This is a genomic window from Streptomyces sp. NPDC127097, assembly GCF_042724075.1.
GTDB lineage: Bacteria > Actinomycetota > Actinomycetes > Streptomycetales > Streptomycetaceae > Streptomyces.
Map to the genome: position 1 here is coordinate 246606 of NZ_JBHXFI010000002.1, position 23355 is coordinate 269960.

22 protein-coding genes are annotated in these 23355 nt (G+C 69.8%); 16 read left to right on the forward strand and 6 right to left on the reverse strand.

Features of this window, described 5'->3' with window-relative positions:
- Nucleotides 1–117: 117 nt before the first annotated feature.
- Nucleotides 118–1563, reverse strand: coding sequence for an ATP-binding protein (locus ACFWJW_RS03040; protein WP_387234021.1), 1446 nt, complete (start codon nucleotides 1561–1563; stop codon nucleotides 118–120).
- Entirely contained in the window at nucleotides 1560–2294 is a 735-nt protein-coding gene (locus ACFWJW_RS03045; protein WP_387234024.1) for a response regulator transcription factor, read from the reverse strand. Before ACFWJW_RS03045 ends, ACFWJW_RS03040 begins: the two co-directional genes overlap by 4 nt.
- Nucleotides 2295–2450: 156 nt before the next feature.
- Here ACFWJW_RS03045 and ACFWJW_RS03050 point away from each other — a divergent pair, with 156 nt between their 5' ends.
- The 3 genes from ACFWJW_RS03050 to ACFWJW_RS03060 are packed head-to-tail and all read left to right on the forward strand — an operon-like array spanning nucleotide 2451 to nucleotide 5033.
- Nucleotides 2451–3812 (forward strand): ferric reductase-like transmembrane domain-containing protein, encoded by a 1362-nt coding sequence (locus tag ACFWJW_RS03050; protein WP_387234026.1) that lies wholly within the window; start codon nucleotides 2451–2453, stop codon nucleotides 3810–3812.
- 11 nt (nucleotides 3813–3823) lie between these two features.
- Nucleotides 3824–4264 (forward strand): FMN-binding protein, encoded by a 441-nt coding sequence (locus ACFWJW_RS03055; protein WP_387234028.1) that lies wholly within the window; start codon nucleotides 3824–3826, stop codon nucleotides 4262–4264.
- A 34-nt stretch (nucleotides 4265–4298) separates the two neighbouring features.
- The gene (locus ACFWJW_RS03060; protein ID WP_387234382.1) at nucleotides 4299–5033 is read left to right on the forward strand and encodes an FAD:protein FMN transferase; all 735 of its coding nucleotides are present in this window, start codon (nucleotides 4299–4301) and stop codon (nucleotides 5031–5033) included.
- Nucleotides 5034–5167: 134 nt separating this feature from the next.
- Here ACFWJW_RS03060 and ACFWJW_RS03065 read toward each other — a convergent pair whose 3' ends face one another.
- The 3 genes from ACFWJW_RS03065 to ACFWJW_RS03075 all read right to left on the reverse strand — a co-directional run bounded on the left by ACFWJW_RS03065 (nucleotide 5168) and on the right by ACFWJW_RS03075 (nucleotide 8675).
- Nucleotides 5168–5662, reverse strand: coding sequence for a hydrogenase maturation protease (locus ACFWJW_RS03065; RefSeq protein ID WP_387234030.1), 495 nt, complete (start codon nucleotides 5660–5662; stop codon nucleotides 5168–5170).
- Nucleotides 5663–5874: 212 nt separating this feature from the next.
- The gene (locus ACFWJW_RS03070; RefSeq protein ID WP_387234033.1) at nucleotides 5875–7410 is read right to left on the reverse strand and encodes an MFS transporter; all 1536 of its coding nucleotides are present in this window, start codon (nucleotides 7408–7410) and stop codon (nucleotides 5875–5877) included.
- Between the two features lie 362 nt (nucleotides 7411–7772).
- The gene (locus tag ACFWJW_RS03075) at nucleotides 7773–8675 is read right to left on the reverse strand and encodes a universal stress protein (protein WP_387234036.1); all 903 of its coding nucleotides are present in this window, start codon (nucleotides 8673–8675) and stop codon (nucleotides 7773–7775) included.
- Nucleotides 8676–8964: 289 nt separating this feature from the next.
- Between ACFWJW_RS03075 and ACFWJW_RS03080 the strand changes: the two genes are divergently transcribed.
- From ACFWJW_RS03080 to ACFWJW_RS03135, 12 genes are all read left to right on the forward strand, one after another.
- A complete protein-coding gene (locus ACFWJW_RS03080) occupies nucleotides 8965–10398 on the forward strand; it encodes an MBL fold metallo-hydrolase RNA specificity domain-containing protein (protein ID WP_387234039.1) in 1434 nt (477 codons plus the stop codon).
- Between the two features lie 52 nt (nucleotides 10399–10450).
- Nucleotides 10451–10864 (forward strand): OsmC family protein, encoded by a 414-nt coding sequence (locus ACFWJW_RS03085; protein WP_387234042.1) that lies wholly within the window; start codon nucleotides 10451–10453, stop codon nucleotides 10862–10864.
- A 297-nt stretch (nucleotides 10865–11161) separates the two neighbouring features.
- Complete coding sequence (gene acsA / locus ACFWJW_RS03090) at nucleotides 11162–12955, forward strand: acetate--CoA ligase (protein ID WP_387234045.1); 1794 nt, start codon at nucleotides 11162–11164, stop codon at nucleotides 12953–12955.
- A complete protein-coding gene (pdhA, locus tag ACFWJW_RS03095) occupies nucleotides 12952–13980 on the forward strand; it encodes a pyruvate dehydrogenase (acetyl-transferring) E1 component subunit alpha (protein WP_387234048.1) in 1029 nt (342 codons plus the stop codon). Before acsA ends, pdhA begins: the two co-directional genes overlap by 4 nt.
- A 2-nt stretch (nucleotides 13981–13982) precedes the next feature.
- Nucleotides 13983–14978 carry an alpha-ketoacid dehydrogenase subunit beta gene (locus ACFWJW_RS03100; RefSeq protein ID WP_387234050.1) on the forward strand — a complete coding sequence of 332 codons (996 nt, stop codon included), beginning with the start codon at nucleotides 13983–13985 and terminating at the stop codon, nucleotides 14976–14978.
- Nucleotides 14979–14980: 2 nt separating this feature from the next.
- Nucleotides 14981–16411 carry a 2-oxo acid dehydrogenase subunit E2 gene (locus tag ACFWJW_RS03105; protein ID WP_387234053.1) on the forward strand — a complete coding sequence of 477 codons (1431 nt, stop codon included), beginning with the start codon at nucleotides 14981–14983 and terminating at the stop codon, nucleotides 16409–16411.
- Entirely contained in the window at nucleotides 16408–16662 is a 255-nt protein-coding gene (locus ACFWJW_RS03110; RefSeq protein ID WP_387234056.1) for an acyl carrier protein, read from the forward strand. Before ACFWJW_RS03105 ends, ACFWJW_RS03110 begins: the two co-directional genes overlap by 4 nt.
- 86 nt (nucleotides 16663–16748) lie before the next feature.
- Nucleotides 16749–17195 (forward strand): CBS domain-containing protein, encoded by a 447-nt coding sequence (locus ACFWJW_RS03115; protein WP_387234059.1) that lies wholly within the window; start codon nucleotides 16749–16751, stop codon nucleotides 17193–17195.
- Nucleotides 17196–17208: 13 nt separating this feature from the next.
- Nucleotides 17209–17439 (forward strand): hypothetical protein, encoded by a 231-nt coding sequence (locus ACFWJW_RS03120; RefSeq protein WP_387234062.1) that lies wholly within the window; start codon nucleotides 17209–17211, stop codon nucleotides 17437–17439.
- Nucleotides 17436–20252 carry a cation-translocating P-type ATPase gene (locus ACFWJW_RS03125; RefSeq protein WP_387234064.1) on the forward strand — a complete coding sequence of 939 codons (2817 nt, stop codon included), beginning with the start codon at nucleotides 17436–17438 and terminating at the stop codon, nucleotides 20250–20252. The genes ACFWJW_RS03120 and ACFWJW_RS03125 overlap by 4 nt, the downstream gene beginning before the upstream one ends.
- The gene (locus tag ACFWJW_RS03130; protein WP_387234067.1) at nucleotides 20249–20908 is read left to right on the forward strand and encodes a potassium channel family protein; all 660 of its coding nucleotides are present in this window, start codon (nucleotides 20249–20251) and stop codon (nucleotides 20906–20908) included. The genes ACFWJW_RS03125 and ACFWJW_RS03130 overlap by 4 nt, the downstream gene beginning before the upstream one ends.
- Nucleotides 20905–21561, forward strand: a complete 657-nt coding sequence (locus tag ACFWJW_RS03135; RefSeq protein WP_387234068.1) for a potassium channel family protein — start codon at nucleotides 20905–20907, stop codon at nucleotides 21559–21561. The genes ACFWJW_RS03130 and ACFWJW_RS03135 overlap by 4 nt, the downstream gene beginning before the upstream one ends.
- Nucleotides 21562–21594: 33 nt before the next feature.
- Here ACFWJW_RS03135 and ACFWJW_RS03140 read toward each other — a convergent pair whose 3' ends face one another.
- A complete protein-coding gene (locus tag ACFWJW_RS03140) occupies nucleotides 21595–22014 on the reverse strand; it encodes a CBS domain-containing protein (RefSeq protein WP_387234071.1) in 420 nt (139 codons plus the stop codon).
- A 515-nt stretch (nucleotides 22015–22529) separates the two neighbouring features.
- Between ACFWJW_RS03140 and ACFWJW_RS03145 the strand changes: the two genes are divergently transcribed.
- The gene (locus ACFWJW_RS03145; protein WP_387234074.1) at nucleotides 22530–23276 is read left to right on the forward strand and encodes a CBS domain-containing protein; all 747 of its coding nucleotides are present in this window, start codon (nucleotides 22530–22532) and stop codon (nucleotides 23274–23276) included.
- Nucleotides 23277–23355 lie beyond the last annotated feature (79 nt).

The following is a 23355-nucleotide window of genomic DNA, read 5'->3' on the forward strand; positions in this document are numbered from 1 at the left end:
CCCGTGCCCGCCGCTCACTCGCCACGCCCCAGGTCCCCGGCGGGCACCTGGGTGGCGGGAATGTCGACGGACTGCCGCCCCGCCGGTGACGCGGAAAACCGCTGAGCCACCGCGCGGTCAGGCCGGTCGGCCGTGTTCCTCCGCTGGAAAGCTCACCACGAATGCCGTTCGCCCAGGCCGGCTCGTCAGGGTGACCGTGCCGCCGTGCGCGGTGACGACGGCCTGCACAATGGCGAGTCCCAGTCCGGTGCTCCCGGCGGCGCGCGAGCGGCTGTGGTCTGCGCGCACGAAGCGGCCGAAGATCTCGACCTGGATTTCGCCCGGGACTCCCGGGCCGTCGTCCGCGACGGTCAGCCGTGTGCCGCGCTCATCGGCCGTCAGCTGCACGCTAACCGTGGTTTCCGCGGGCGTATGCGTACGAGCGTTGGCCAGTAGATTTCCGATCACCTGGTGCAGCCGGTGCTTGTCCCCGGTAACGGTCACTGCCTTCTCGGGAAGATCGAGCAGCCAGCGGTGGTCAGGGCCGGCCGCCCGGGCATCGTCCGTCGCATCGAGTACCAGGCGGGTCAGATCCACCGGTGTGTGCTCCAGGGCTCGGCCCGCGTCGAGCCGGGCGAGCAGGAGAAGGTCGTCCACCAGGCGGCTCATCCGCTCCGACTCCGACTGGATGCGGTCCAACGCGCGACGGACATCGCTGGGAACGGGCCCCTCGTGCCGCAGGGCCAGTTCGGCGTGGCCCCGGATGTTCGCCACTGGTGTGCGCAGCTCGTGACTGGCGTCGGCGGCGAAGTACCGCAGCCGCTCCTCACTCGCCTGACGGCGCTCCAGGGCGTTGCCGACATGGCCGAGCATACGGTTCAGGGCGGTGCCCAGCTGCCCGGCCTCGGTGCGCGGGTCCGCCACGGGAACGGGCGCGGGCATGTCCACCTGGCCACTGGCAAGCGGCAGATCGGCCACGCTTGCGGCCGTGGCGGTGACCCGCCGCAGGGGGCGAAGGGACAGTCGTACCCACATCGCTCCTACGACGCCGGTGACCACCAGTGCCCCGCCGAAGACTGCCGTCTCCACTGCCTCCAGCCGGTGCACGGTCTCTTCGACCGGGTGCAGCGGAAGGCCCGTGACAAGGACATCGCCGTCGTCTCCCGGAACGGCGTTGACACGGTAGCGCCCCAGCGCGGAGAGCCGGATGCCGTGGCCGGCGCCGTCGGGGGGCAGACCGGCCAGTGCCCGGCGGTCCGCGCCGGTGAGTGGTACCCGCACATCGGCAGCCGCACGGACAACGGCCGCCTGCGTCGGCGTGCCGTGCAGCAACCGTGCGCCGAACGTGCCCTCCGACTGGCCGCGGGTGTCGGGGCGGTTGTCGACGTCCGGCCTCGCCTCGTGCTCCAGGCTTGCCGCGAACCGGCCGGCGGAAGCGGTGAGCTGCTGGTCCAGGCGGCGCACGAGAAAGCCTTCGAGCGCGAAGACCGTGCTCACCCCTACGGCCACACACGCCAGGGCGAGGAGGGCGACCAGGCCCGCGGTGAGCTGGCCGCGCAAGGTGCGCGGGAGGATCCGGGTCATGCTGTGACCGGCTTGAGGACGTAGCCGACGCCCCGGACGGTGTGGATCATCGGTGCCCGGCCGGCGTCGATCTTCTTCCGTAGATAGCTGATGTAGAGCTCGACGACATGCGACCGTCCGCCGAAGTCGTAGGACCAGACCCGGTCGAGAATCTGTGTTTTGGACAGCACCCGTCGTGGATTGCGCATCAGAAATCTCAGCAGCTCGAATTCGGTACGGGACAGCTCGACAAGTTCGCCGGCACGAATGACCTCCCTCGCCTCCTCGTCCATCACCAGGTCTCCGACGACGAGGCGGTCGCCCTCCGGCTCGCGTGCCATGCCGGCCCGACGCAGCAGACCACGCAACCGCGCCAGCACCTCTTCCAGGCTGAACGGCTTGGTTACATAGTCGTCGCCGCCCGCGGTGATCCCCGTGACGCGATCCTCGACCGCGTCACGGGCGGTCAGGAAGAGGATACAAACCGTGTCCAAATCCTGGCGCAACAGGTGCAGCACCCGTAGCCCGTCGATGTCGGGGAGCATCCAGTCCAGGACGACGGCGTGTGGGCGGAAGACCCGGGCCACGGAGAGGGCGGTGGCGCCGTCAGGTGCGGTACGGACCGACCAGCCCTCGCCTTTCAGAGCACCGGAGAGCACCTCGGTGAGGTCCGGCTCGTCGTCGACCACGAGGACGCGGACCGGAGAACCGTCGTCGCTGTGTAGGTGGGCGGTGGTGCGGTGGTTGTCCATGGTCTCTCCAGGATCCCTCCTGCTCCGGCGTACGGAGACACGGTCCTGCTCTGAGTTTCCTGTGAATCCGCCGTGCATCGCCTCATGGCGCCCTCGCTCAGAGGATCTTCAGAGGTTTCGCTGCGACGGTGGCACCCACCTCGGAAAGGGAGCCGTATGAGCACCATCTCGCCACCCCGCCGCGGTGCTGTCCGCAGCCGGATCCGGCGCCGTTCGCCATCCCTCGTCCCGCTTTTGGTACAGGCCGTGATCTGGGCGGGCGCCGCTGGCGTGCTCGGCCTGTGGTGGACCGGCACCACGTCAGTGGTGGGCCGGCCGGACTGGCTGACAGGTGCCGGCCGCATCACCGGACTGCTCGCCGGCTACGGCTGCGCGGTACTGGTCGCTCTCATGGCCCGGGTTCCACTGCTGGACCACAGGCTCGGCACGGACCGTCTGGCTCGTTGGCACGCGATGGGCGGCCGGTACACCCTCTCCCTCGTCCTCGCCCACACCCTGCTGATCGTCTGGGGGTACTCCCTCGCCTCGCACAGCGGCGTCATACAGGAGACGACCGCCCTCGTCCTCGACTATCCCGACATGCTCAAGGCCACCGCGGCTTTCCTGCTGCTGAGCGGCACCGCAATCGTCTCGGCGCGGGCCGCCCGCCGCAGAATGAGCTACGAGACCTGGCATTACCTGCACTTCGCCACCTATCTGGCCGTCTTCCTCGCCTTCGGCCATCAGATCTCCAACGGCGCCGACTTCGTGGGCCACCGGCCTGCCCAACTGGCCTGGTACGCCCTCTACCTCGCGGTGACCGCGCTCATCGCCTGGTACCGCTTTCTGGTTCCCATTCGGCGGTCACTGCGCCACCGGCTCCGTGTCACCGACATCTGCCAGGAGGCACCGGGCGTGGTCTCGGTGCATCTCACCGGCAGGTACCTGACCGAACTGGGCGCACAACCGGGCCAGTTCTTCCGCTGGCGCTTCCAGGCGCCGGGCCTGTGGTGGACCGCAAGTCCGTACTCCCTCTCCGCGCCGCCACTCCCTCACCGCCTCCGGATCACGGTGAAGGCGGCAGGCGGGCACAGTGCGGCCTTGGCCCGGCTGCGTCCCGGCACCCGGGTGTGGGTCGAAGGCCCGTACGGCGGCTTCACCGCGGCGCGCAGCAGCGCCGACAAGGTGCTGTTGCTCGCCGGAGGCATCGGCATCACGCCGCTGCGCACACTGTTCGAGACCCTCCCCGGCGAGGTCACCCTCATCTACCGGGCACGACGGCCCGAGGATCTCGCGCTGCGGGCCGAGCTCGATGCCATCGCCGCAGCCCGCGGTGCGGCCGTGCACTACTTCGTCAGCGAACCAGCCGGGTACTCCTGCCCGTTGACGGCCCGCGCGCTGAAGGGCCTGATACCTGACCTGGCCGCGCACGAGGTGTACCTGTGCGGGCCACCCGGGATGACCGAAGCCGCCCGGCGTGCCCTGCGGGGCGCCGGCGTGCCCCGCCGCCACATTCACCACGAGTCGTTCGAGTTCTGAGGAGCCGCCGCGTGCACCGAGCCGTTCTCACTACCGTGACCACCAGCACCCTGGTCGTCCTGCTGCTCACCCTGAAGCCGCACCACAGCGCAGGCCCGGCGGACGGGACGGTGGGCTCCGGCGTCGCCCCGGCACCCACATCCGCCGGCACCCCACGCCGCGGCTCCGGCCCCGCCAACGGCACATACACCGGAGCCCCGATCGACACCAGGTACGGCACCGTGCAGGTCGAGGCCACCGTCAGAGCCGGCCGACTGGCGGCCGTCAAGGTGCTCCAGGCGCCATCCGAGCACGGCCGTGACCGGGAGATCGCCTCCTACGCCCTGCCACGTCTGACGCAGGAGGCCCTGAGTGTCCACAGCGCCCACATCGACGCGGTGTCCGGCGCCAGCTACACGAGTACCGGCTATGTCCGGTCCCTCCAGAGCGCACTGGACAAAGCCGGTGTCTGAGCGCGGGCGCGGCCTGCGCCATGTCGAGCATGTGATGGGTACGGTGTTCTCCTTCGACATCCGCGACACACCCACCGCAGCCATCGAATCCGCCCTGCGTGGCGCTGTCGCCTGGCTCCACCACGTCGACAGGGTCTTCTCCACCTTCCGTCCCGACAGCGTCATCAGCCGCCTGGCACGAGGCGAGATAGGGCGTGGCGACTGCTCGTCGGAGGTACGCGATGTGCTCGACCTCTGTACGCACGCCGGCCGCGTCACCGGCGGCTGGTTCAGCCACACACCGGATGGCGCTCTCGACCCCTCGGGCCTGGTCAAGGGATGGGCCGTCGAACGTGCCTGGCGGATCCTGCGCGAGGCGGGAGCGCACAACACCTGCGTGAACGGCGGCGGCGACCTCCAGCTCAGCGGGGAGTCCGCCCCGGGCGTTCCCTGGTCAATCGGCATCGCCCACCCCCAGCGCCCCGGCGAGCTGTACACCATCGTTACCGGTCACGACCTTGCAATCGCCACCTCGGGCACCGCCGAACGCGGCACACACATCCTCGACCCGTACACCGGCGCACCCGCCGACGGCCCCGCTTCCCTCACGGTGGTCGGCCACCGTCTGACCATGACCGACGCCTACGCGACAGCAGCCGTTGCCATGGGCGCGAGGGCAAGAACCTGGCTGGAACGCCTCGACGGCTACGAAGGCTTCGCGATCCTGCGAGATGGCCAGTCATGGCGAACACGGGGGTTTCCGGGCACGGAGAGCCGCCGAGCCGGGTAGCCAGGTGGCCGACGCGTTCGCGTGAGCACCCGTCCTGGTACCTGGCGGGCCCAGTGGCCTCGTCCGGACGTGCGTAGGTGAACCGGGTCCACCGACTTCGGCGAGCAGTTCACTCGGGACATGATGCACGTACCTCACTGACCGACAGGGGAGTGGTGCGCGAGCTCCTGCTCGATGCGGGCGATGACCGGTTCGACGGCGGCCAAGACGTGCGGCGACAATCCGGTGCCATGGCTGGTGTCGGCGGCCTCGACGGCGTAGATAAGGAGTTCTTCGGGGAGTTGGTCCAGTGTATGGGCGAGTTGGACGGCGTCGCCGAGCGTGAAGCCGTGCGAGTTGGTCTCGCGGTGGGGCGTTCGCCACTGATCATCATGGAGCCGGAGCCGGTGGATACGGCCGGGCCGGGCCGGACGGACGCGGGCGGCATCCACCAGGATGGCCAGGTCGGCACCGTCCCAGGCATTGATGAGGCGGGTGGGTTCACCGTCGGTGATGGTGAGCCTGGTGCCGTGGGGGAGGGGCCGCTGTGCGAGGCCGGCCACGACGGCCCAGCCCACGCCGTCGTCGCGCCGGTAGTCATTGCCGACGCCGATAATCGCGATCCGCGGGGTGGCTGGCGAAACATCCATGACGGACTGTCTTCCCGTCCTGCGCGGCACGACGTCCCTCCCGCGGCGCGGTCCGTCACTTCGGACCCGTCCGGGGTATGGGAGCGGCCGTATGGCCGCAGCGGGAGCGGCCGCCCCGTGCCCGCGGAGCCAATGGCGCATGGTGCGCGCCTTGGCGAGATCCACTCCGGAAGGCGGGCGATGACGCCGATGGGGGAGCTTGGCATCGAGCCTCAGGGACGGCCGGGGGGCGACTCGGGACCGCCCGGAAGGTTCGTTCGGCCTTTCGGTCCAGGGCCGACGCCGGCCTGTGCGGCTTTCCTGCGGCGGGGCCACAGGAAGAAGACGGCCACCGTCGCGGCGAGGGCGAGAACGGCCGTCACCGCCATCGTGTCAGCGACACCGGACGAGAACGCCGAGGTGGCTGCCTGCACCACGCTGCGCCGGAGGTCGGGCGGCAGTGAGGCGATCGCTTCCTGGAACGACGAGGAGTTCACCAGCGCCTGCCGGGCCTGGGTGATGTCCGCCGGAGTCAGCCCCGAGGCGTCGATGACAGACGCTGCTTCTCTCGTCGTGAGTTCTCTGGCGATCGCGGTGAGGACGGCGACCCCGAGAGCACCGCCGAGCATGCTGGACATCTTGAACACACCGGCCGCGGTGCCCGCGAGGTCGATCGGGACCTCTCCGACGGCCGTATCGGCCACCGGGGTGCTCACCAACCCGAGACCGAGCCCGATGGTGAAGAGCGCGACGGCGAGGTACTCCGTCGAACTGCGTGTACCGAGGGAACCGAGCAGGCCCAGGCCGGCGCTGGCCACGACGAGCCCCAGCACAGAGGGCAGACGGCCGCCCCGCCAGTTTTCGAGCCTGCCGCCGAGCGGAATGCACAGGAAGACCCCGACCGTGGCAGGCAGCATCAGCAGTCCGGCTTCCACCGCGCTGTAGCCGCGGGCGTTCTCCAACCAGAGCACGAGGAGGAAGCTCATCCCGGCGAAGGTGAAGTTCATCGTGAGGTTGGCCGTGAGCGCGCCGTTGTAGGCCCGGATCCTGAACAGATTCAGGTTCACGAGCGGGTGGCGCACACGCCGTTCGACGAACCACCACATGGCCAACAGCGCCACGCTCGCGACGAACAGGGCCACGATCAGAGGGCTTCCCCAACCCACGCTCGGCCCTTCGGTGAGCGCGTACAGCAGCGCGAAGACCGCGAGAACGACGGACGCCAGCCCCAGCCAGTCGATCGTGCGCTCGGCCTCCTCGTCGCGGGACTCCGGAGTCGTGGCCCGGACGACCACGAGCGTGACCGCAGCGAGCGGCAGGTTGATCCAGAACAGCCAGCGCCAGCCGAGGCCGTCGGTGATGACCCCGCTGAGTGCGGGGCCGACGGACAGCCCGCCCCAGGCCACCGCCTGCCAGATGCCAAACGCCCTGGTCTCCGCCTTTCCGGAGAACGCGGGCGGAATGAGCGCGAGCGAGGCCGGCAGAATCAGCGCGGCGCCGATGCCCATGAGACCGCGGCCGAGAATCAGCCATCCGGTATGGGGCGCGAGCGCGGCCGGCACCGAGAAGGCAGCCATCAGCACGATGCCCACTTCCAGCATCCGGCGACGGCCGAAGAGATCACCGAACTTGCCGGCGGCGATCACCAGCGCACCGGTGACCAGACTGAATGCGTTGTTCGCCCATTGCAGGCTCGACAGGTTGCCGCTGAATTCGTTGGCGATCTGGGGCATCGCCACCCCGAGGTCACCGAACGTGAGCCAGACCATCCCGGCGGCCGTGCAGGTCGCGGCCAGCGAGATCCACCGGTGCGTAGTTGTGAGGCCGCTGGAGGATCGTTCGGTCGTCACGAGGCTCCCGTTCCATGCTGTCCCCGTACGCGGTCAGCGCTACTCGGATGCGTACGGAGCGTAACGGGCCCACTGGGCAGCGGTTCATCTGCCGCGCCCGGCGACCCCGTACGTCCCACCCTGTTCGCCCATCGCCGCGCGGACCCGTGGCGCCCGGTGATATGTGCACGCTTGAGTCGCCGGGTGGCTGACCTGTCTGGCTGGTGGGGAGTATGCGCGTCGTCGGTGACCTGCCCCAGGCAGGCCAGGTGGCTGCAAGTCCGTCTCTTTTCGGGCCGAGGTCACTCGTGCGGGACGACCGCGACCGGGGCCGGGCAGTGGTGCATGACGGCGTGGGCGATGTGCCCGATGCGGGCCGGCCCGGCCGAGAGGCGGTTGGCGCGCCTGCCGATGACGACGAGCCCGGCGTCGGACCCGGCATCCACCAGGTGGTGCGCGGGCTGTCCGATCACGGATTGCTCGATCACGTCAATGCCCGGGTACTTCTCCTGCCACCGCCGCAGCGCGATCCGCAGCGCATCGGTTTCCTGAGCCGTCAGGTCGGCCCGCAGACCCGGTTCCACGCCGATGCCATAGGCGAAGAAGGCCGGTGGGTTCCAGCCGTGGATCACCCGCAGCGGAGCCGCCCGCAGCGAGGCGGTCTCGAAGGCGAACCGGATCACGTCAAGGCAGGGCCGGCTGAGGTCCAGGCCGAGGACCACCGGGCGGTACGGCATCGCCGTCAGCGGCCGTCCGTCAGTGGCCAGCCTGTGCTCGTCGACGGCGGTCGTTCCGGCCCGTACGAGCACGACCGGCCGCTCGATGTGCGCGACGGTGGACATCGCGACGGAACCGATGAAAAAGCCGGCCAACCTGCCCAGGCCCTCGCTGCCGATGGCCAGCAGTTCGGATTCCTTGGCCACATCGCACAGCACCTCCGGGGGCGGGCCCGTGAGATGGTCCGCGGCGATCTCCAGATCCGGGTAGCGATAGCGCAATTCCGCGGCGGCCTCGTGGGGTACGCGCTCGGACCACAGCCGGGGTGCGTCGGTTCCCACGAGCGGTGCGTGGGTGTAGGGCTGCCACTCCCAGGTATGGACGAGCCGTAGCGGCAGGTCCCTGCGCAGTGCCTCACGGGCACCCCAGTCCGCGGCGGCGAGACTGGCGGGTGAGCCGTCCAGGCCGACGGCCACGGGGCGGGTCATGGTGCGCCTCCAGCACGAGCTGTTCAACGATTCGCTTCCACCGTGGCCCGGCGGGGGCGGTTGCGGTGATGGGCTGCAGGGCCTTATCGCGGGCCGACCGGCCCCTGTCCCGGGACGTCGGGAATCCGTTGATAGCCGGGCACGCCCCCCGTGTGGCGGCACGAAGCCCGGTGTACGGGGCCGGTCGGTCCCCACACGGGTCATATCGGCCCCATCTGCCCGGATGCCTTGGCTGCCACCGTATGAGGCAGGGCATGCACCGCGTGCCTCAGCAGCAGGAGGTTTTGCTGTGAACACTCCCAGCCAGCCGGCCGTGGCCCACGGATCCCGGCTCCGGCCCGCTCTGCTGACGTTTCTCGGCGGGGTCGGCACAGTCACCGGCAGTAAGTTCCTCGTCGAGACCGACCACGTCCGGCTCCTGGTCGACTGCGGCCTGTTCCAGGGCATTGCCGATCTGCGGCGCCGCAACTGGCGCCGGTTGCCGTGCGACGCGGACAGCGTCCACGCGGTGGTCCTGACCCACGCTCACCTCGACCACTGCGGCTATCTCCCGCGTCTGGTCCGCGGCGGATTCCATGGCCCGATCCTGACGACCGCGAACACGGCGCGGCTCGCTGCGATCGTGCTGCGTGACAGCGCTCGCCTCCAACAGGAGCAAGCGGCCCACGCCAACGAGCACGGCTGGTCCAAGCACCGCCCCGCCCACCCGCTCTACACCATCGAGGACGCGGAACGCGCCGTGAGCATGTTCGACCCTGTGCCCTTCGCCGAGCAGGTCGAGATCGAAGCGGGCACCACGCTCAGCTTCCACCGGGCCGGCCACATCCTCGGCGCGGCGTGGGCCCACCTCACTCTGGAGGACGGGCACACCCTCGCCACCAGCGGTGACCTCGGACGGCCGGGACATGCACTGCTGAGGCCACCGCAGCCGTTTTCCGGCGCGGACGTCCTCCTCATGGAGTCCACCTACGGCAACCGACATCACCAAGAGGAAGCGGGCCGTGAGACATTCGCCCGCGTCCTGGAACGCACCCTCGAACGCGGCGGTTCCGTGGTCATCCCGGCGTTCGCAGTCGACCGCACGGAAGTGGTTCTCCATGAACTCGCAGCATTGCGCGAGAGCGGCCGGCTGCCCGCAGACGTGCCCGTTTTCGTTGACAGTCCGATGGCATTGGCCGCGTTGGACGTGTACGTGGATGCGATCCGGGAAGGCTCGCCCGAACTGCGGCCCGAAGTACTTGCGGCCGGCGGAGCGGCGCTGAGCCCCGAACCGTTTCTCGCCGCACGCTCGGTGCAGGAGTCGATCGACATCAACCACACGCCCGGCCCCGCCGTCATAGTCTCCGCGTCCGGCATGGCCACCGGCGGACGCGTGCTGCACCACCTCCGCAGGCTGCTACCCGACTCGCGCAACTCCGTGGTGGTGGTGGGCTTCGCCGTGCAGGGAACCCGCGCCCGCGACTTGGTGGACGGCGCCCGCGTTCTCAAGATGTTCGGTGAGTACGTTCCGGTGCGGGCCGAGGTCGTCGACCTACCGCACTTGTCCGCGCATGCCGACCAGGCACAGATCCTGGACTGGCTGCGCGCCGCCCCGGTACCACACGTCACCTACCTCGTGCACGGGGAGCCGGAGGCGTCGGCCGCTCTCAGGGACCGGATCGACCACACGCTGGGGTGGACCGCGGTGGTACCCCGTTCCGGAGAGCACGTACTGGTGCGCTGAGCCGCCGCATCTCCCAGGTACCCAAGAACGGGCCGCGGCCGTGGAGGCAGCAATGAGCAACAGAGAAGTCGAAGTGTCGTTCACCGGTGGGGAGTCGTACCGAATCCGAGTGGGTGGGCACGAGCTGGCCGTCGACCAGCCGGCCGATACGGGTGGCAGTGACAGTGGGCCCACACCGGTCGAGCTGTTCGTCGCCTCGCTCGCCTCGTGCGTGGCGTTCTATGCGGGGCGTTTCCTGGACCGGCACGGGCTGCCGCGCGGTGACCTCGGTGCCGCGGCGGACTTCGAGATGGCGGACGACGGCCCGGCGCGGGTCGCCCGAGTACGCATACGTGTCCGGGTGCCGGCTTCCGAGCCCCTGAACCAAGCCAGGAAGGAGGCGCTGCGCGCGGTGGTGCACCACTGCACGGTCCACAACTCGCTGCTGCGGCCGCCCGAGGTGTCGATCGACGTGGAAGCAACCTGACGTGTGGCGCGCGGCTCACCGGCACGACGGATCGACCTGCCCATACGGTCAGGGACCACCGGCCCTACCTCTGGTCAGGGCCGCGCGCACGGTGAGGGCACGGAGCGACCCGGGTTGGCCGTTCGCGCGCATCGTGGGAGACATCCGTGCTGGTCAATGGGGCAGTGACGACACGCCGCCACTCGCCCGCACTGACGGTACGGCCCGCCCGGCCTCGGCCCCAGGCCCTTCGGCCCATGCGCGCAGGACCGGGGTCCCTGATTCTGGAAGCAGAACCAGGCGTCGGAAGGTCTCGCGATGGCATGGGAAACGATCCGCAAGGCCGCCACACCGGGCGTCCCGCCGAACCTAGTCGACTACGCACAGACCTGCTCCGATTTCACCTGGTCACGGGCGCGTCACGAGCTGGACGGGCTACCCGGCGGCACGGGGCTGAACATGGCGTACGAAGCCGTCGACCGGCACGTGGCAACGGACCGTGGCGGCAAGGTGGCGCTGAGGTGCGTCGGTCGTGACGACACCGTCGAGACGGTCACTTACGCCGAGCTGGCGCGCCGGACGGCCCGCTTCGCGAACGCCCTGCGCTTGCTTGGCGTCGGTCGTGGTGACGCGGTGTTCACGTTGCTCGGCCGGTGCCCCGAGCTCTACACAGCCGTGCTGGGCACTCTGAAGAACACCAGCGTGCTGTGCCCTCTCTTCTCCGCGTTCGGCCCCGACCCGGTCGAACAGCGCCTGCAGCTCGGTGATGCCCGCGTGCTGGTCACCACCGCGGCCCTGTACCGGCGCAAGGTCGCGGACCGCAGAGCGTCGCTCCCTGGCCTTGCGCACGTCCTCATCGTCGGCCCTGGCGCCGAAGACCTGCCGGGCACGTTGTCGTTCGACATGCTGACGGCCGCCGCCCCCGACCAGTTCACCATCCCGCCGACCTCACCTGAGGACACGGCTCTGCTGCACTTCACCAGTGGAACCACCGGGGCCCCCAAGGGCGCGATCCACGTCCACGAAGCGGTCGTCGCCCACCACGCCACGGCTTCCTACGCGCTCGATCTGCATCCCGAGGACGTGTACTGGTGCACCGCGGACCCCGGCTGGGTCACCGGCATGTCGTACGGCATCATCGCGCCGCTGGTCCATGGCGTGACGCTCGTGGTCGACGAGGGCGACTTCGACGCCCGGCGCTGGTACCGGATCCTTGCCGAGCAGCGGGTCGGGGTCTGGTACACCGCGCCGACGGCGCTGCGCATGCTCATGCGCACCACACTGGGCCAAGAGCACCACAACGTGCCCGCCGCGTACGACCTGTCGGCGCTGCGCTTCGTCGCGTCCGTCGGGGAGCCGCTCAACCCCGAGGCCGTGGTGTGGGGGCAGGAGGTGCTGGGCCTGCCCGTCCACGACAACTGGTGGCAGACCGAGACCGGTTGCATCATGATCGCGAACTTTGCCGGCTGTGAAATCCGGCCCGGCTCGATGGGGCGGCCGGTGCCGGGCGCCGAGGCAACGGTACTGGAACGAGGTGAGAACGGCCGGGCGCTGATCACCGACGGCCGGGTGACGGAGGTGGAAACCCCCGGCGTCGAGGGTGAGTTGGCTCTGCGTCCCGGCTGGCCGTCGATGTTCCGCGGCTATCTGCACGACAAGGAGCGCTACGAGGCGACGTTCGCCGACGGCTGGTATCTGACCGGGGACCTGGCCCGGCGGGACGAGGACGGCTGGTACTGGTTCGTCGGGCGGGCTGATGACGTCATCAAGTCGGCTGGGCACCTGGTCGGCCCCTTCGAGGTGGAGAGCGCGCTGATGGAACACCCGGCGGTCGTCGAGGCCGGGGTGATCGGCCGGCCTGACCCCGTAGCCGGGAACATCGTCAAGGCGTTCGTCTCCCTGCGACCCGGCACTGAACCGACGGCCGCGCTGGAGCGTGAGCTGCTGGCCTTCGGGCGCCGCAGGCTGGGCCCCGCCGTCGCGCCCCGCGAGATCGCCTTCGACCAGAACCTGCCACGGACCCGCAGCGGGAAGGTGATGCGCCGGCTGCTGCGCGCACGCGAACTCGGCCTGCCCACCGGCGACCTGTCCACGTTGGAGGGATCCACATGAGTCCGGCCCGCGGCACCCACAAGCGTCGGACCGCGACCGGCGCGGACCGGACGGCACGTGCCGGGCACCGCAGCGAGTTGCTCAGCGCCATGCTGCGCATCCGGCGCTTCGAGGAGCGCTGCGTCGAGCTGTACAGCGCCGCCAAGATTCGCGGCTTCGTCCACCTCTACATAGGGGAGGAGGCCGTCGCCGTCGGCGTCAACGAAGCCCTGACCGCCGAGGACGCAGTGGTCGCCACCTACCGCGAGCACGGCCATGCGCTGGCCCGCGGTATCACCGCCGAGGCCGTCATGGCCGAGATGTACGGCAAGACGACCGGCTGCAGTGGAGGTCGCGGCGGATCCATGCACCTCTTCGACGCCGACCGCCGCTTCTACGGCGGTAACGCGATCGTGGCCGGCGGACTTCCCCTGGCCGCGGGGCTCGCACTCGCCGACCATATGCGCGGGCAGCACCGGGTCACCTGCTGCTTCTTCGGTGACGGCGCCTACGCCGAAGGCGAGTTCCACGAGACGGCGAATCTGGCCGCCCTGTGGGGCCTGCCGTTGCTGTTCGTCTGTGAGAACAACCTGTACGCCATGGGCACAGCCATCGAACGCCACGAGGCGCAGACCGACCTGGCCCTGCGTGCCGCCTCGTACGGCATGGCGGCATGGGCGGTGGACGGCATGGACGCCGAGGCCGTGGAGCGCGCGGCCCGCCGCGCCGCCGAGAGCATCCGGGGCGGCGGTGGACCCCACTTCCTCGAAGTGCGCACCTACCGCTTCCGCGCCCACTCGATGTACGACCCGGACCGCTACCGCGACAAGGCGGAGATCGAGCGGTGGAAGGCCCGGGACCCGATCACCCGGCTCATGGACCGTATGCGCGAGGACGCTGAGCCGGTCGAGAAGCAGCTCACGGCGATCGAACGCCGGATCGCCGAAGAGATCGAGGCCGCCGTCGAGGCGGCCGAGCGGGCGCCCGAAGAACCGGTGGAAGACCTGCTGCGGTACGTCACCAGCGCTCCCCGGGAGGTGACGTGACGATGGCTGCCGACCGGCCGGAAGAGGGGAAGACGACCTACCGTGAGGCGATGCGTGAGGCGCTCGGCGAGGCGCTCCGCGCCGATGACCGGGTATTTCTCATGGGCGAGGATGTGGGCCGGTACGGCGGCTGTTTCGGTGTGAGCCTCGGCCTGCTGGAGGAGTTCGGGCCGGAGCGGATCCGCGACGCCCCGCTGTCGGAGTCGGCGTTCGTGGGTGCGGGGATCGGCGCGGCGCTGTCCGGGCTGCGGCCGATCGTTGAGATCATGACCGTCAACTTCAGCCTCTTGGCCCTCGACCAGATCCTCAACAACGCGGCCACCCTGCTGCACATGTCGGGCGGCCAACTGCCCGTTCCCCTCGTGATCCGGATGACGACGGGCGCGGGCCGGCAGCTCGCCGCCCAGCACTCGCACAGCCTTGAAGGCTGGTACGCGCACATCCCGGGCGTCCGGGTGCTCGCGCCGGCGACGATCGAGGACGCCCGGTACATGCTGGCCCCGGCGCTGGCCGATCCCGACCCGGTACTGATCTTCGAACACGGAAGTCTCTACAACGCCGCCGGTGAACTGGCCCCGCTCACCACCACGGTGGACCTGGACCACGCCGCGATTCGTAGGCGAGGCACCGACATCTCCCTGATCACGTACGGTGGTTCGCTTCCGAAGGCGCTCGAAGCGGCGGAAGAGCTGGCGGTCGACGGAATCAGCGCGGAGGTCGTCGACCTGCGCACGCTGCGGCCCCTCGACGATGGGGCCATCGCCGCTTCCGTGGCGCGTACGCATCGCGCGGTGGTCGTCGACGAGGCGTGGCGTACGGGCAGTCTCGCCGCGGAGGTGTCGGCGCGGATCGCCGAGGCATCACTGTACGAACTGGACGCGCCGGTCGAGCGGGTGTGCAGCGCGGAAGTCCCGATCCCGTACGCCCGCCCGCTCGAACAGGCCGCTCTTCCGCAGACCGCCGGCATCGTTGCGGCCGCGCACCGGGCGGTGGACTGACGATGGCCGAGTTCACGATGCCGTCGCTGGGCGCCGACATGGACGAGGGGATGTTGCAGGAGTGGCTGGTGCGGCCCGGTGACCACGTACGCAAAGGGGATCCGGTCGCGGTCGTCGAGACCGCGAAGTCCGCCATCGAGGTGGAGTCCTTCGAGACGGGCACGGTGGGGCAACTGCTTGTGGAGCCGGGCACGACGGTCCCGGTGGGCACACCGCTCGCGCTGATCGAGCCGGCGGAGGAGCTTGCGGCATCCGAGAAGCCGCGGGAGCGCGCGGGACCCGAGCAGCTTCGGAAGGCGGAGAAGCTTCGGAAGGCGGAGAAGGCACGGCCGAAGACGCGGCAGGCCCCGGAGCGGGGGCCGAGGGCTCAGCCGATGCCGGGCCCCGCGGAAGCCCCGTTGTCGTCCGCTGCCCACCCTGCTCATGCCGCCCACGACCGTGCCCCCGGCGAAGAGGGACCCCTGATCCGGCATCTCGCCGAGCGGGCCGGAGTCGACCTGGACATTCTTCACGGGACCGGACGCGGCGGGCGCGTCACACGTGCCGACGTCGAGCGGGCCGCCGCGACACACCCATCGCGTGCCCGGGTCACGCCTTTCGCCCGACGGCTGGCCCGTGAACTCGGCGTTGAACTCTCCGCAGTGACGGGTACCGGCAAGGACGGCGCCATCCGCGCGGCCGATGTTCGCGAGGCGGCCCCCGGCCCGACGGTGACGGCTCAGCCGAAGAGCGCCGACGCGGCCCGTGCTCGTCCTTCCGCGGAACGCCGGCCGACGGGGATGCGCGAGGCCATCGCAGGCCTGATGACCCGAGCGAACCGGGAGATCCCGCACTACTACCTGTCTACCACGGTTGACATGTCGGCCGCGATGAACTGGATGCATGAGCACAACCGCCGCTGCCCGGTCGGCGAGCGGCTGCTTCCCGCCGCCCTGTTGCTCAAGGCCGCGGCTCGCGCGGCCCGCGAGGTCCCCGAACTGAACGGCTTCTGGTCCGATGGAGGCTTCACCGCAGGCGCGGGAGTACACCTGGGCGTGGCGGTGTCGCTCCGCGGCGGAGGGCTCATCGCCCCCGCCCTGCACGATGCCGACACCCTCGAACTCCCGCAGCTGATGGCGGGTTTGAAGGACCTGGTCGCGCGCGCCCGTACGGGCAGGCTGCGCGGCTCCGAGGTGTCCGACGCCACCATCACGGTCACCAACCTGGGGGACCAGGGGGTGGAAGCCGTCCTCGGCGTGATCTACCCGCCGCAAGTGGCCCTGGTGGGCTTCGGGCGGGTCGTCGAACGGCCGTGGGCGGTCGACGGTCTGCTCGGCGTGCGGCCCGTGGTCACGGCCACCTTGTCGGCCGATCACCGGGCCACTGACGGGGCCGTCGGGGCCCGCTATCTCACCGCGGTCGATCGCCTCTTGCAGAACCCGGAGGAGCTATGAAGCGCGACGAAGCACTGGAGATGGTGAAGGAAACGCTGGCCGAGATCGTCCCGGACGCCGATTTCACGAAGCTGGGGCGTGACGACAAGTTCCGGGACGCTCTGGAACTTGACTCCCTCGACTTCCTGAGCTTCATCGAGACCCTCGGCAAACGCGCCGGGATCCGGATCGAGGACGAGGACACCCCGCACCTCACCACACTGGCGGACAGTGCGGACTTCCTCGTTGCCCGCACGGAGGACGGGCCGTGAACGAATGTGCCGGGACACCTTGAGGTACGCGCGTGTGCACGCTCCACTGCGGAGGCCGTGGCGGAAACCGGGAGAGGAGGCGGCCGATGAACATCTCGAAGGTGATGAGTACTCCGGCGGTGACCGTCCCGCTCGGGACGCAACTGCGGGAGGTGGCCCGCCGGATGGAGGAGTACGGCGTCGGTTGCGTGGTGGTCACGGACGGCGGGACGATGCAGGGCATCGTCACCGACCGCGACCTCGCGGTGCGCATGCTGGCCGCGGGCCTGGACGCGGAGGACCGGGTGGATGCGGTGATGACCCTGCCTGTGATCACGGTGGACGTGACCGACGACATCCATGTGGCATACCGGACCTTCCGCAACTCCGGGGTTCGCCGCCTGCCTGTGCTGGACGGGCACCGGCCCGTGGGCATGCTGGCCGTGGACGACCTGCTCCTCGATGTCTTCCAGCGGTTGGGCGACCTGCTGGGCCCGGTTTCCTGGAGCATGCTGGAGGGATCATCCGGGTCGTGCACCACGGATCAGGGCTGAGTGGGGCCGGTTGATGAAATCCCTGGCCCCGACCGTGGCAGGTACGGCGGACAGCCTTGAGACCCGGTCGTCGGTCGTCGCGGCCGGTTCCGGCTTGCGGGCCGCTGCCGCGCTCGGACCGGCCGAGTACTCCGCGGATCTCGCGTCCTGCCCCTATCTGCCGCCGGGGGAGCAGGCCGACGACGACTACCCGCTGATCACGGTCACCAGGCGGCGGCTGACTCACTACAACTCCGAAACATGACCCAGCTGCTGACGCCCGGTGACTCCAGCCGGCGACCGGAGGGCCGCCACCGGAGCGGACGTCCCTGTGTGCAGACCGTACGGTCGGGGGACGTCTTCGCCGCGCTGGACACCTCGCCACGGGGACTGACCGCAGCGGACGCGGTGGCGCGGCGGGACCGAGACGGCCCCAACGAGCTCCCGCGCGCCGGCCGCCGAGGATGGTGGTGGCGGCAGCTGGCGGCGCAGTTCACCGACCTCTTCGCTATCGTCCTGCTCGTCGCGTCGGCCGTCACCTTTCTTGCCTACGAGCTGCAACAGCCCGGCGATGCGGGCACGTTCCGACTGGCCGTGGCCATCCTCGCCGTGGTGGTACTCAACGCGTCCATCGGTTTCGCCCAGGAGTACTCGGCCGGGCGGACCGCGCAGTCGCTGCAGGCGATGGTGCCGCACACCTGCCGGGTGCTGCGCGACGGGGAGCGGCGGGAGCTCCCCGCACGCGAACTCGTGCCCGGCGATGTCGTGGTCCTGGAGGCCGGGGACGCGGTGCCGGCGGACTGCCGCCTGGTCGAGGCGCACGAGGTCGCGGTGAACAACGCTGCTCTGACGGGGGAGAGCGACACGGTTGGCCGCACCGTCGACGCAGAGGCGGTCGGACCGCTGCTTGAGGCCCGCAACTGCGTGTTCATGGGCACGGATGTCATCGCGGGGTCGGCGAAGGCCGTGGTGTTCGCAACCGGCGCGGCAACCGAGTTCGGACGGATCTTCCGGCTCGCGGCGGCGGCGCCGAGGCAGAAGACCCCATTGCAGCTCCAGGTGGCCTCGATGGCCCGCCGGGTGGCGGGCGTGGCCCTGGCGATCGGCGCGGCGCTGTTCGCGGTGCGCCTGCCCACGGGGCAGCCGTTCGTGGGAACCTTCGTCTTCGCGCTGGGTGTGATGGTCGCCCTGGTACCGGAGGGCCTGCCCGCGACGCTGTCCGTGTCGCTGGCGATCGGCGTACGGCGCATGGCGCGCAGGCATGCGCTCGTCAAGCAACTGCTGGCGGTGGAGGCTCTGGGCTCCACCACGGTCGTGTGCACGGACAAGACCGGGACGCTGACGCAGGCGGAGATGACCGTCGCGCAGGTGTGGGCCGGCGGTGCATTGCATCCGGTTTCGGGGGTGGGGTACGCACCGGTCGGTGAGGTCAGCGATCCGGCGCCTGTGCACGAGCTGCTCAGGGCAGCGGCGCTGTGCTGCAACGCCCGGCTGGTGCAGCCCTCCGGACACGGCGGCTGGCGGGTGCTCGGCGACACCACCGAGGGAGCGCTGCTTGTCGCAGCGGCGAAGGCCGGCATCGATGTGGCCGCCGAGGAGACCCGTGCCCCGCGCGTGGCGGAATACCCGTTCGACTCGATCCGCAAACTGATGAGTACGGTCCATCGGGCTGCGGGCGGCGCCGGCTACCGTGCTTACGTCAAAGGCGCCCCGCAGGAGATCTTCGCCCGCTGCACCGACATCGACCGGAAGGGCGAGCGGCGGCCACTGACGGACGAGCTGCGAGCCGAAGTCATCGCGACCAACGACCGACTGGCTTCTCAGGGACTGCGCGTGCTGGCGGCGGCGTGGCGACCGGTGACCGGTCCCCACGCCACTCAGGACGAGACCGAGTCGGGGCTCACCCTGCTGGGCCTGGTCGGCATGCTGGACCCGCCACGGCCGGAGGTCAGCGACGCGGTGGACGCCTGTCGGCGCGCGGGCGTCCGTATCGTCATGGTCACCGGTGACCACCCGCTGACCGCGGAGGCCGTCGCCCGCCGCGTGGGCATCGTGCGGCGGTCCGCCCCAACCGTGGTGACCGGCGCACGCCTCGACACCATGGACGACGAGGCCCTGGGCGGCCTGCTCGCCAAGCCTTCGGAACTGCTGCTGTGCCGGGTCAGCCCCGAGCACAAGATGCGCGTGGTCACCGCCCTTCAGCGGCGCGGCGAGGTGGTCGCGGTCACCGGCGACGGCGCCAATGACGCCCCAGCCCTCAAGCACGCGGACATTGGCGTGGCCATGGGAGCCTCAGGGACGGATGTCGCCCGGGAGGCCGCGGTCATGGTCCTGTTGGACGACTCGTTCGCCTCCATCGCCACCGCCGTGCGGCTCGGCCGTTCGGTCTACCAGAACATCCGCAAGTTCCTGGTCTACCTCTTCAGCCACAACATCGCCGAGCTCGTGCCGATCCTGGCCGCGACCTTCGCGGGCTTCCCGCTCGTCCCGATCACCGCCGTACAGATCCTGGCGATCGACCTCGGCTCCGACGTCCTGCCTGCCCTCGCGCTGGGCGCCGAGCCGCCCGAACCCGACGTCATGGACCGCCCGCCACGCTCGCGCCGGCAGCCGCTGTTCTCGGCCGGTGTCATGGGACGCATCCTGTTCCTGGGCGGTATCCAGGCGCTCGGCGTGTGCGTCGTCTTCTTCTGGCACATCGATGCCTCCGGGATCCCGTACTCCCACTTCACCGAGGACGACACCGCCTACCGGGAGGCGATCACCATGGTCCAGGCGGGGATCGTGGTCAGCCAGTTCTTCAACGCGCTGGCGGTGCGCACCGACCGGCAGAGCATCTTCCGGGTCGGGCTGCTGTCCAATCCGTGGCTGCTGGCCGCAGGGTGTTCCGGCATCGGCCTGATGGCGGCGATCAGCTATCTGCCCGCGCTGCAGGCTGTCTTCCACACCGCCCCGCTGGCCGCGACCGACTGGGCGGCCCTGGCGGTGTTCGGCGTATTGCTGCTGGTCGCCGAGGAAACCCGCAAGTGGTGGCTGCGGGGCCACCGGCCCCGAGGCGAGAAGGGAGGAAAGCGATGAGAGTGATCATCGTCGGCTGTGGACGGGTGGGATCCAGGCTCGCCGCCAGGCTCGCAACCGAAGACCATGACGTACGGATCGTCGACCGCGCGCCCAAGACCCGCAGGCTGTTGCCCGTAGGCTTCCCGGGCCGGTTCCACGAAGGAAACGGCTTCAGCCGTACGGTACTTGAGGCCGCCGGAATCAATCACGCCGATGCGTTCGTCGCCGTTGCCGCCAACGACAGCAGCAATGTCGTCAGTGCGCGGACGGCCAAGGAGACGTACCGGGTCCCGATCGTTCTCGCCCGGGTCTACGATCCCGGCCGCGCCGACCTCTACCGTGAGCTCGGCATCCCGGCCATCGCCAGCGTCCGCTGGACGGTACATCAGATCCACCAGATGTTGCTGCACCGCCACCTCACACCTGAACTCTCCTTCGGCAACGGCGAAACCCTTCTGGTCCGCTCCGAACTGCCCGCCTATCTTACGGGCCGGCGGCTGACCGAGTTCGATGTCGACGGTGAGATCCGCGTCGTGGAGGTCACCCGCGCGGGCCGCTCGCTGGTGCCCGCGCACAGCACTCTCGCCGAACCGGGGGACCTGGTCACCTTCGCTGTCGCAGCGACCGCTCTCGGCCGCCTGCGCGGTTTTCTCGACAAGGAGTTGGGGACGTGAAAGCCCTCATTGTCGGTGCCGGCCGACTGGGCACCCAGGTCGCCCAGGTGCTCGCCGCCGCTCAGAACGATGTCACCCTCGTCGACCATGACGAGGACCGGATCGCCGAACTCAAAGGCCGCCTCACCGTACGACTCGTGGCGGGAGACGCCTGCGAGCCCGCCTTCCTTGAGCACACCGGCGCCCTCACCACCGACCTCCTCATCGCCGCCACCGGCAACGATGAGGACAATCTCGTGATCAGCCTGCTCGCCAAGCGCCGGTTCGACGTCCCGCGCGTCGCCGCCCGCGTCAACGATGCGGAGAACACCTGGCTGTTCGACCACCGCTGGGGCGTAGATGTCCCCGTCCCCGCTGCCACCCCACTGATCTCCCTCATCGAGGAAGCCACTGGTGCTACCGACACCGTCGCACTGCTCCGTCTCAGCAAGGCAGGAGTCAATGTCATCGAAACCGCGATCACCACGCGGTCCCGTGCAGCCGGCCGGGCCCTCGCCGAGATCGTGCTCCCTGCCGGTACGGTCATCGCCACCGTCATCCGGGACGGCCAGCCCACCGTGCCCACCCCGGAGGTGCGGCTCCAGCCCGGCGACGAACTTCTCCTCGTCTCCCACACCGCGACCGAGCAGGAGATCCACGCCGCATTTCAGTGACACCCGGCGCCGCACGGGCCTCCGGCCGGGAAGTCAGGAGGCGGCGCAGACGACCTCGACGAAATGGCCGACCTGCTCTTCCGTCAGGTGACGAGCGAGATCCGCTTCACTGATCATTCCCACCAGCCGATGGTCAGAGATGACAGGAAGCCGCCGGATCCGGTGTTCCTCCATGGCTCGGAGTACCTGGTCCGCGTCGGCTTCGGCATCGATGGTGATGGGCTTGCCCTGTTCGAGTGCGCCCGCGGTCATGGTCTTCGGGTCCTTGCCCTTGGCGATGCACTTCACCACGATGTCACGGTCGGTGATGATCCCGTGCAATCGGTCGTCGGGCCCGCAGATCGGGAGGGAGCCGATGCCCAGCTCGCTCATCCGCCGCGCGGCACTCTCCAGGGTTTCGTCCTCCTTCACGCAGGTACCGCCGGCGTGCATGATCTCTCGTGCCGTGGTCATGGCCCCTCCTCCTGCTCCGGAAAGCCCGCCCACCCGGCCGGGCGTCCAAGAAGTTCCGTGTACGCAAAGGCGAGGAGGACCACCCACTTCTCGCGGGTCCCGATTGCGCGGTGCGCGGTTTCTCTCCGCTGCTCCGCGTCTCCGATGTCCTCCTCGTCACTTTCAGTAAAGGTCGCCGTGCCCGATGCGGCATAGGGCCCAATGGGCATCCCCCCGGACCAAGTGGCCCAGCCCCGGTGCGCCGGGCACAGGCAACGGCCATCGCGGGACAACGGAGGGGGCCTGCACCCATTCGGCGAGTGTTCCACGGAGCGGTCCGCGGGTACGCCCCGGGGCACGGGGGGCACAGAGAGCGGCATACCCCTCGGATCGGTGCGAAAATGACCAGACAGGCGGCTGGTCGTTCTTCCCGGGAGGTGGCCGTGAGCGACTCCGAATGCCCTGCCGCCCGGAAGGAAACCCACCGCGCTGCACAAGGCCGAACCTCGGCCACGTGGGAAGAGCACCGCCATAACATGTTGCGGCGCTATCTCGGTGCGGTGGCGTCCACCGCACCGCCGAAGACCGGCGAGGAGACGGCCGACCGGGGGAAGGCCACACCACCCCGTTCCCAGGACCGCCCCCAGGTACGGGTACGCGACGTGATGAGCGTGCCCGCGGTGTCGGTCCCCGGGGACACGCCGTTCCTGGACGTGGTGCACACGCTCTCCCGCGAGCACCTGAGCGCCGTGCCCGTAACCGATGCCGACGACCACGTGCTCGGAGTGGTGTCCGAGTCCGACCTGCTCGCCAAGGCCGCCACGACGGCCGCCCCGCGTCCGCCCGGCCCGATCGGCAGGCTTCGCGAGCACCACCTCTACGAGAAGAGCCGGGGAGAGACCGCAGCCACCCTCATGACCGCCCCGGCGATCAGTGCCCATCCCGGAGACCTGGTGACCGACGCCGCCAGGACCGCCGCCCGCTCACGTGTCAAGCGGCTGCCCGTCACCGATCACCACGGCCGGCTGGTCGGTGTCGTGAGCCGGATCGATCTGCTGCAGGCCCTGGTCCGCGATGACACCGAGATCCGCAAGGAGATCACGTCCCGGATCCTCCGGCACGAATTCTTCCTCGACCCCGGCGACTTCGAGGTGACGGTCGAAAACGGCGTGGTCACCATTACGGGCAGGATGAACGCGCCCCTCATCCCGAAGCTGCTGGAGTCGGTCCGGGGCATCGAGGACGTCGTCGAGGTGATCGATCACCTCAAGGGCACGACCTGACAGGTTCCTGACCGGAGGAACTGGCCTTTCTGCGGGGAGCAACCGTCGATCAGCGGAGTGAGCGGTGCTGTCGGCGGTC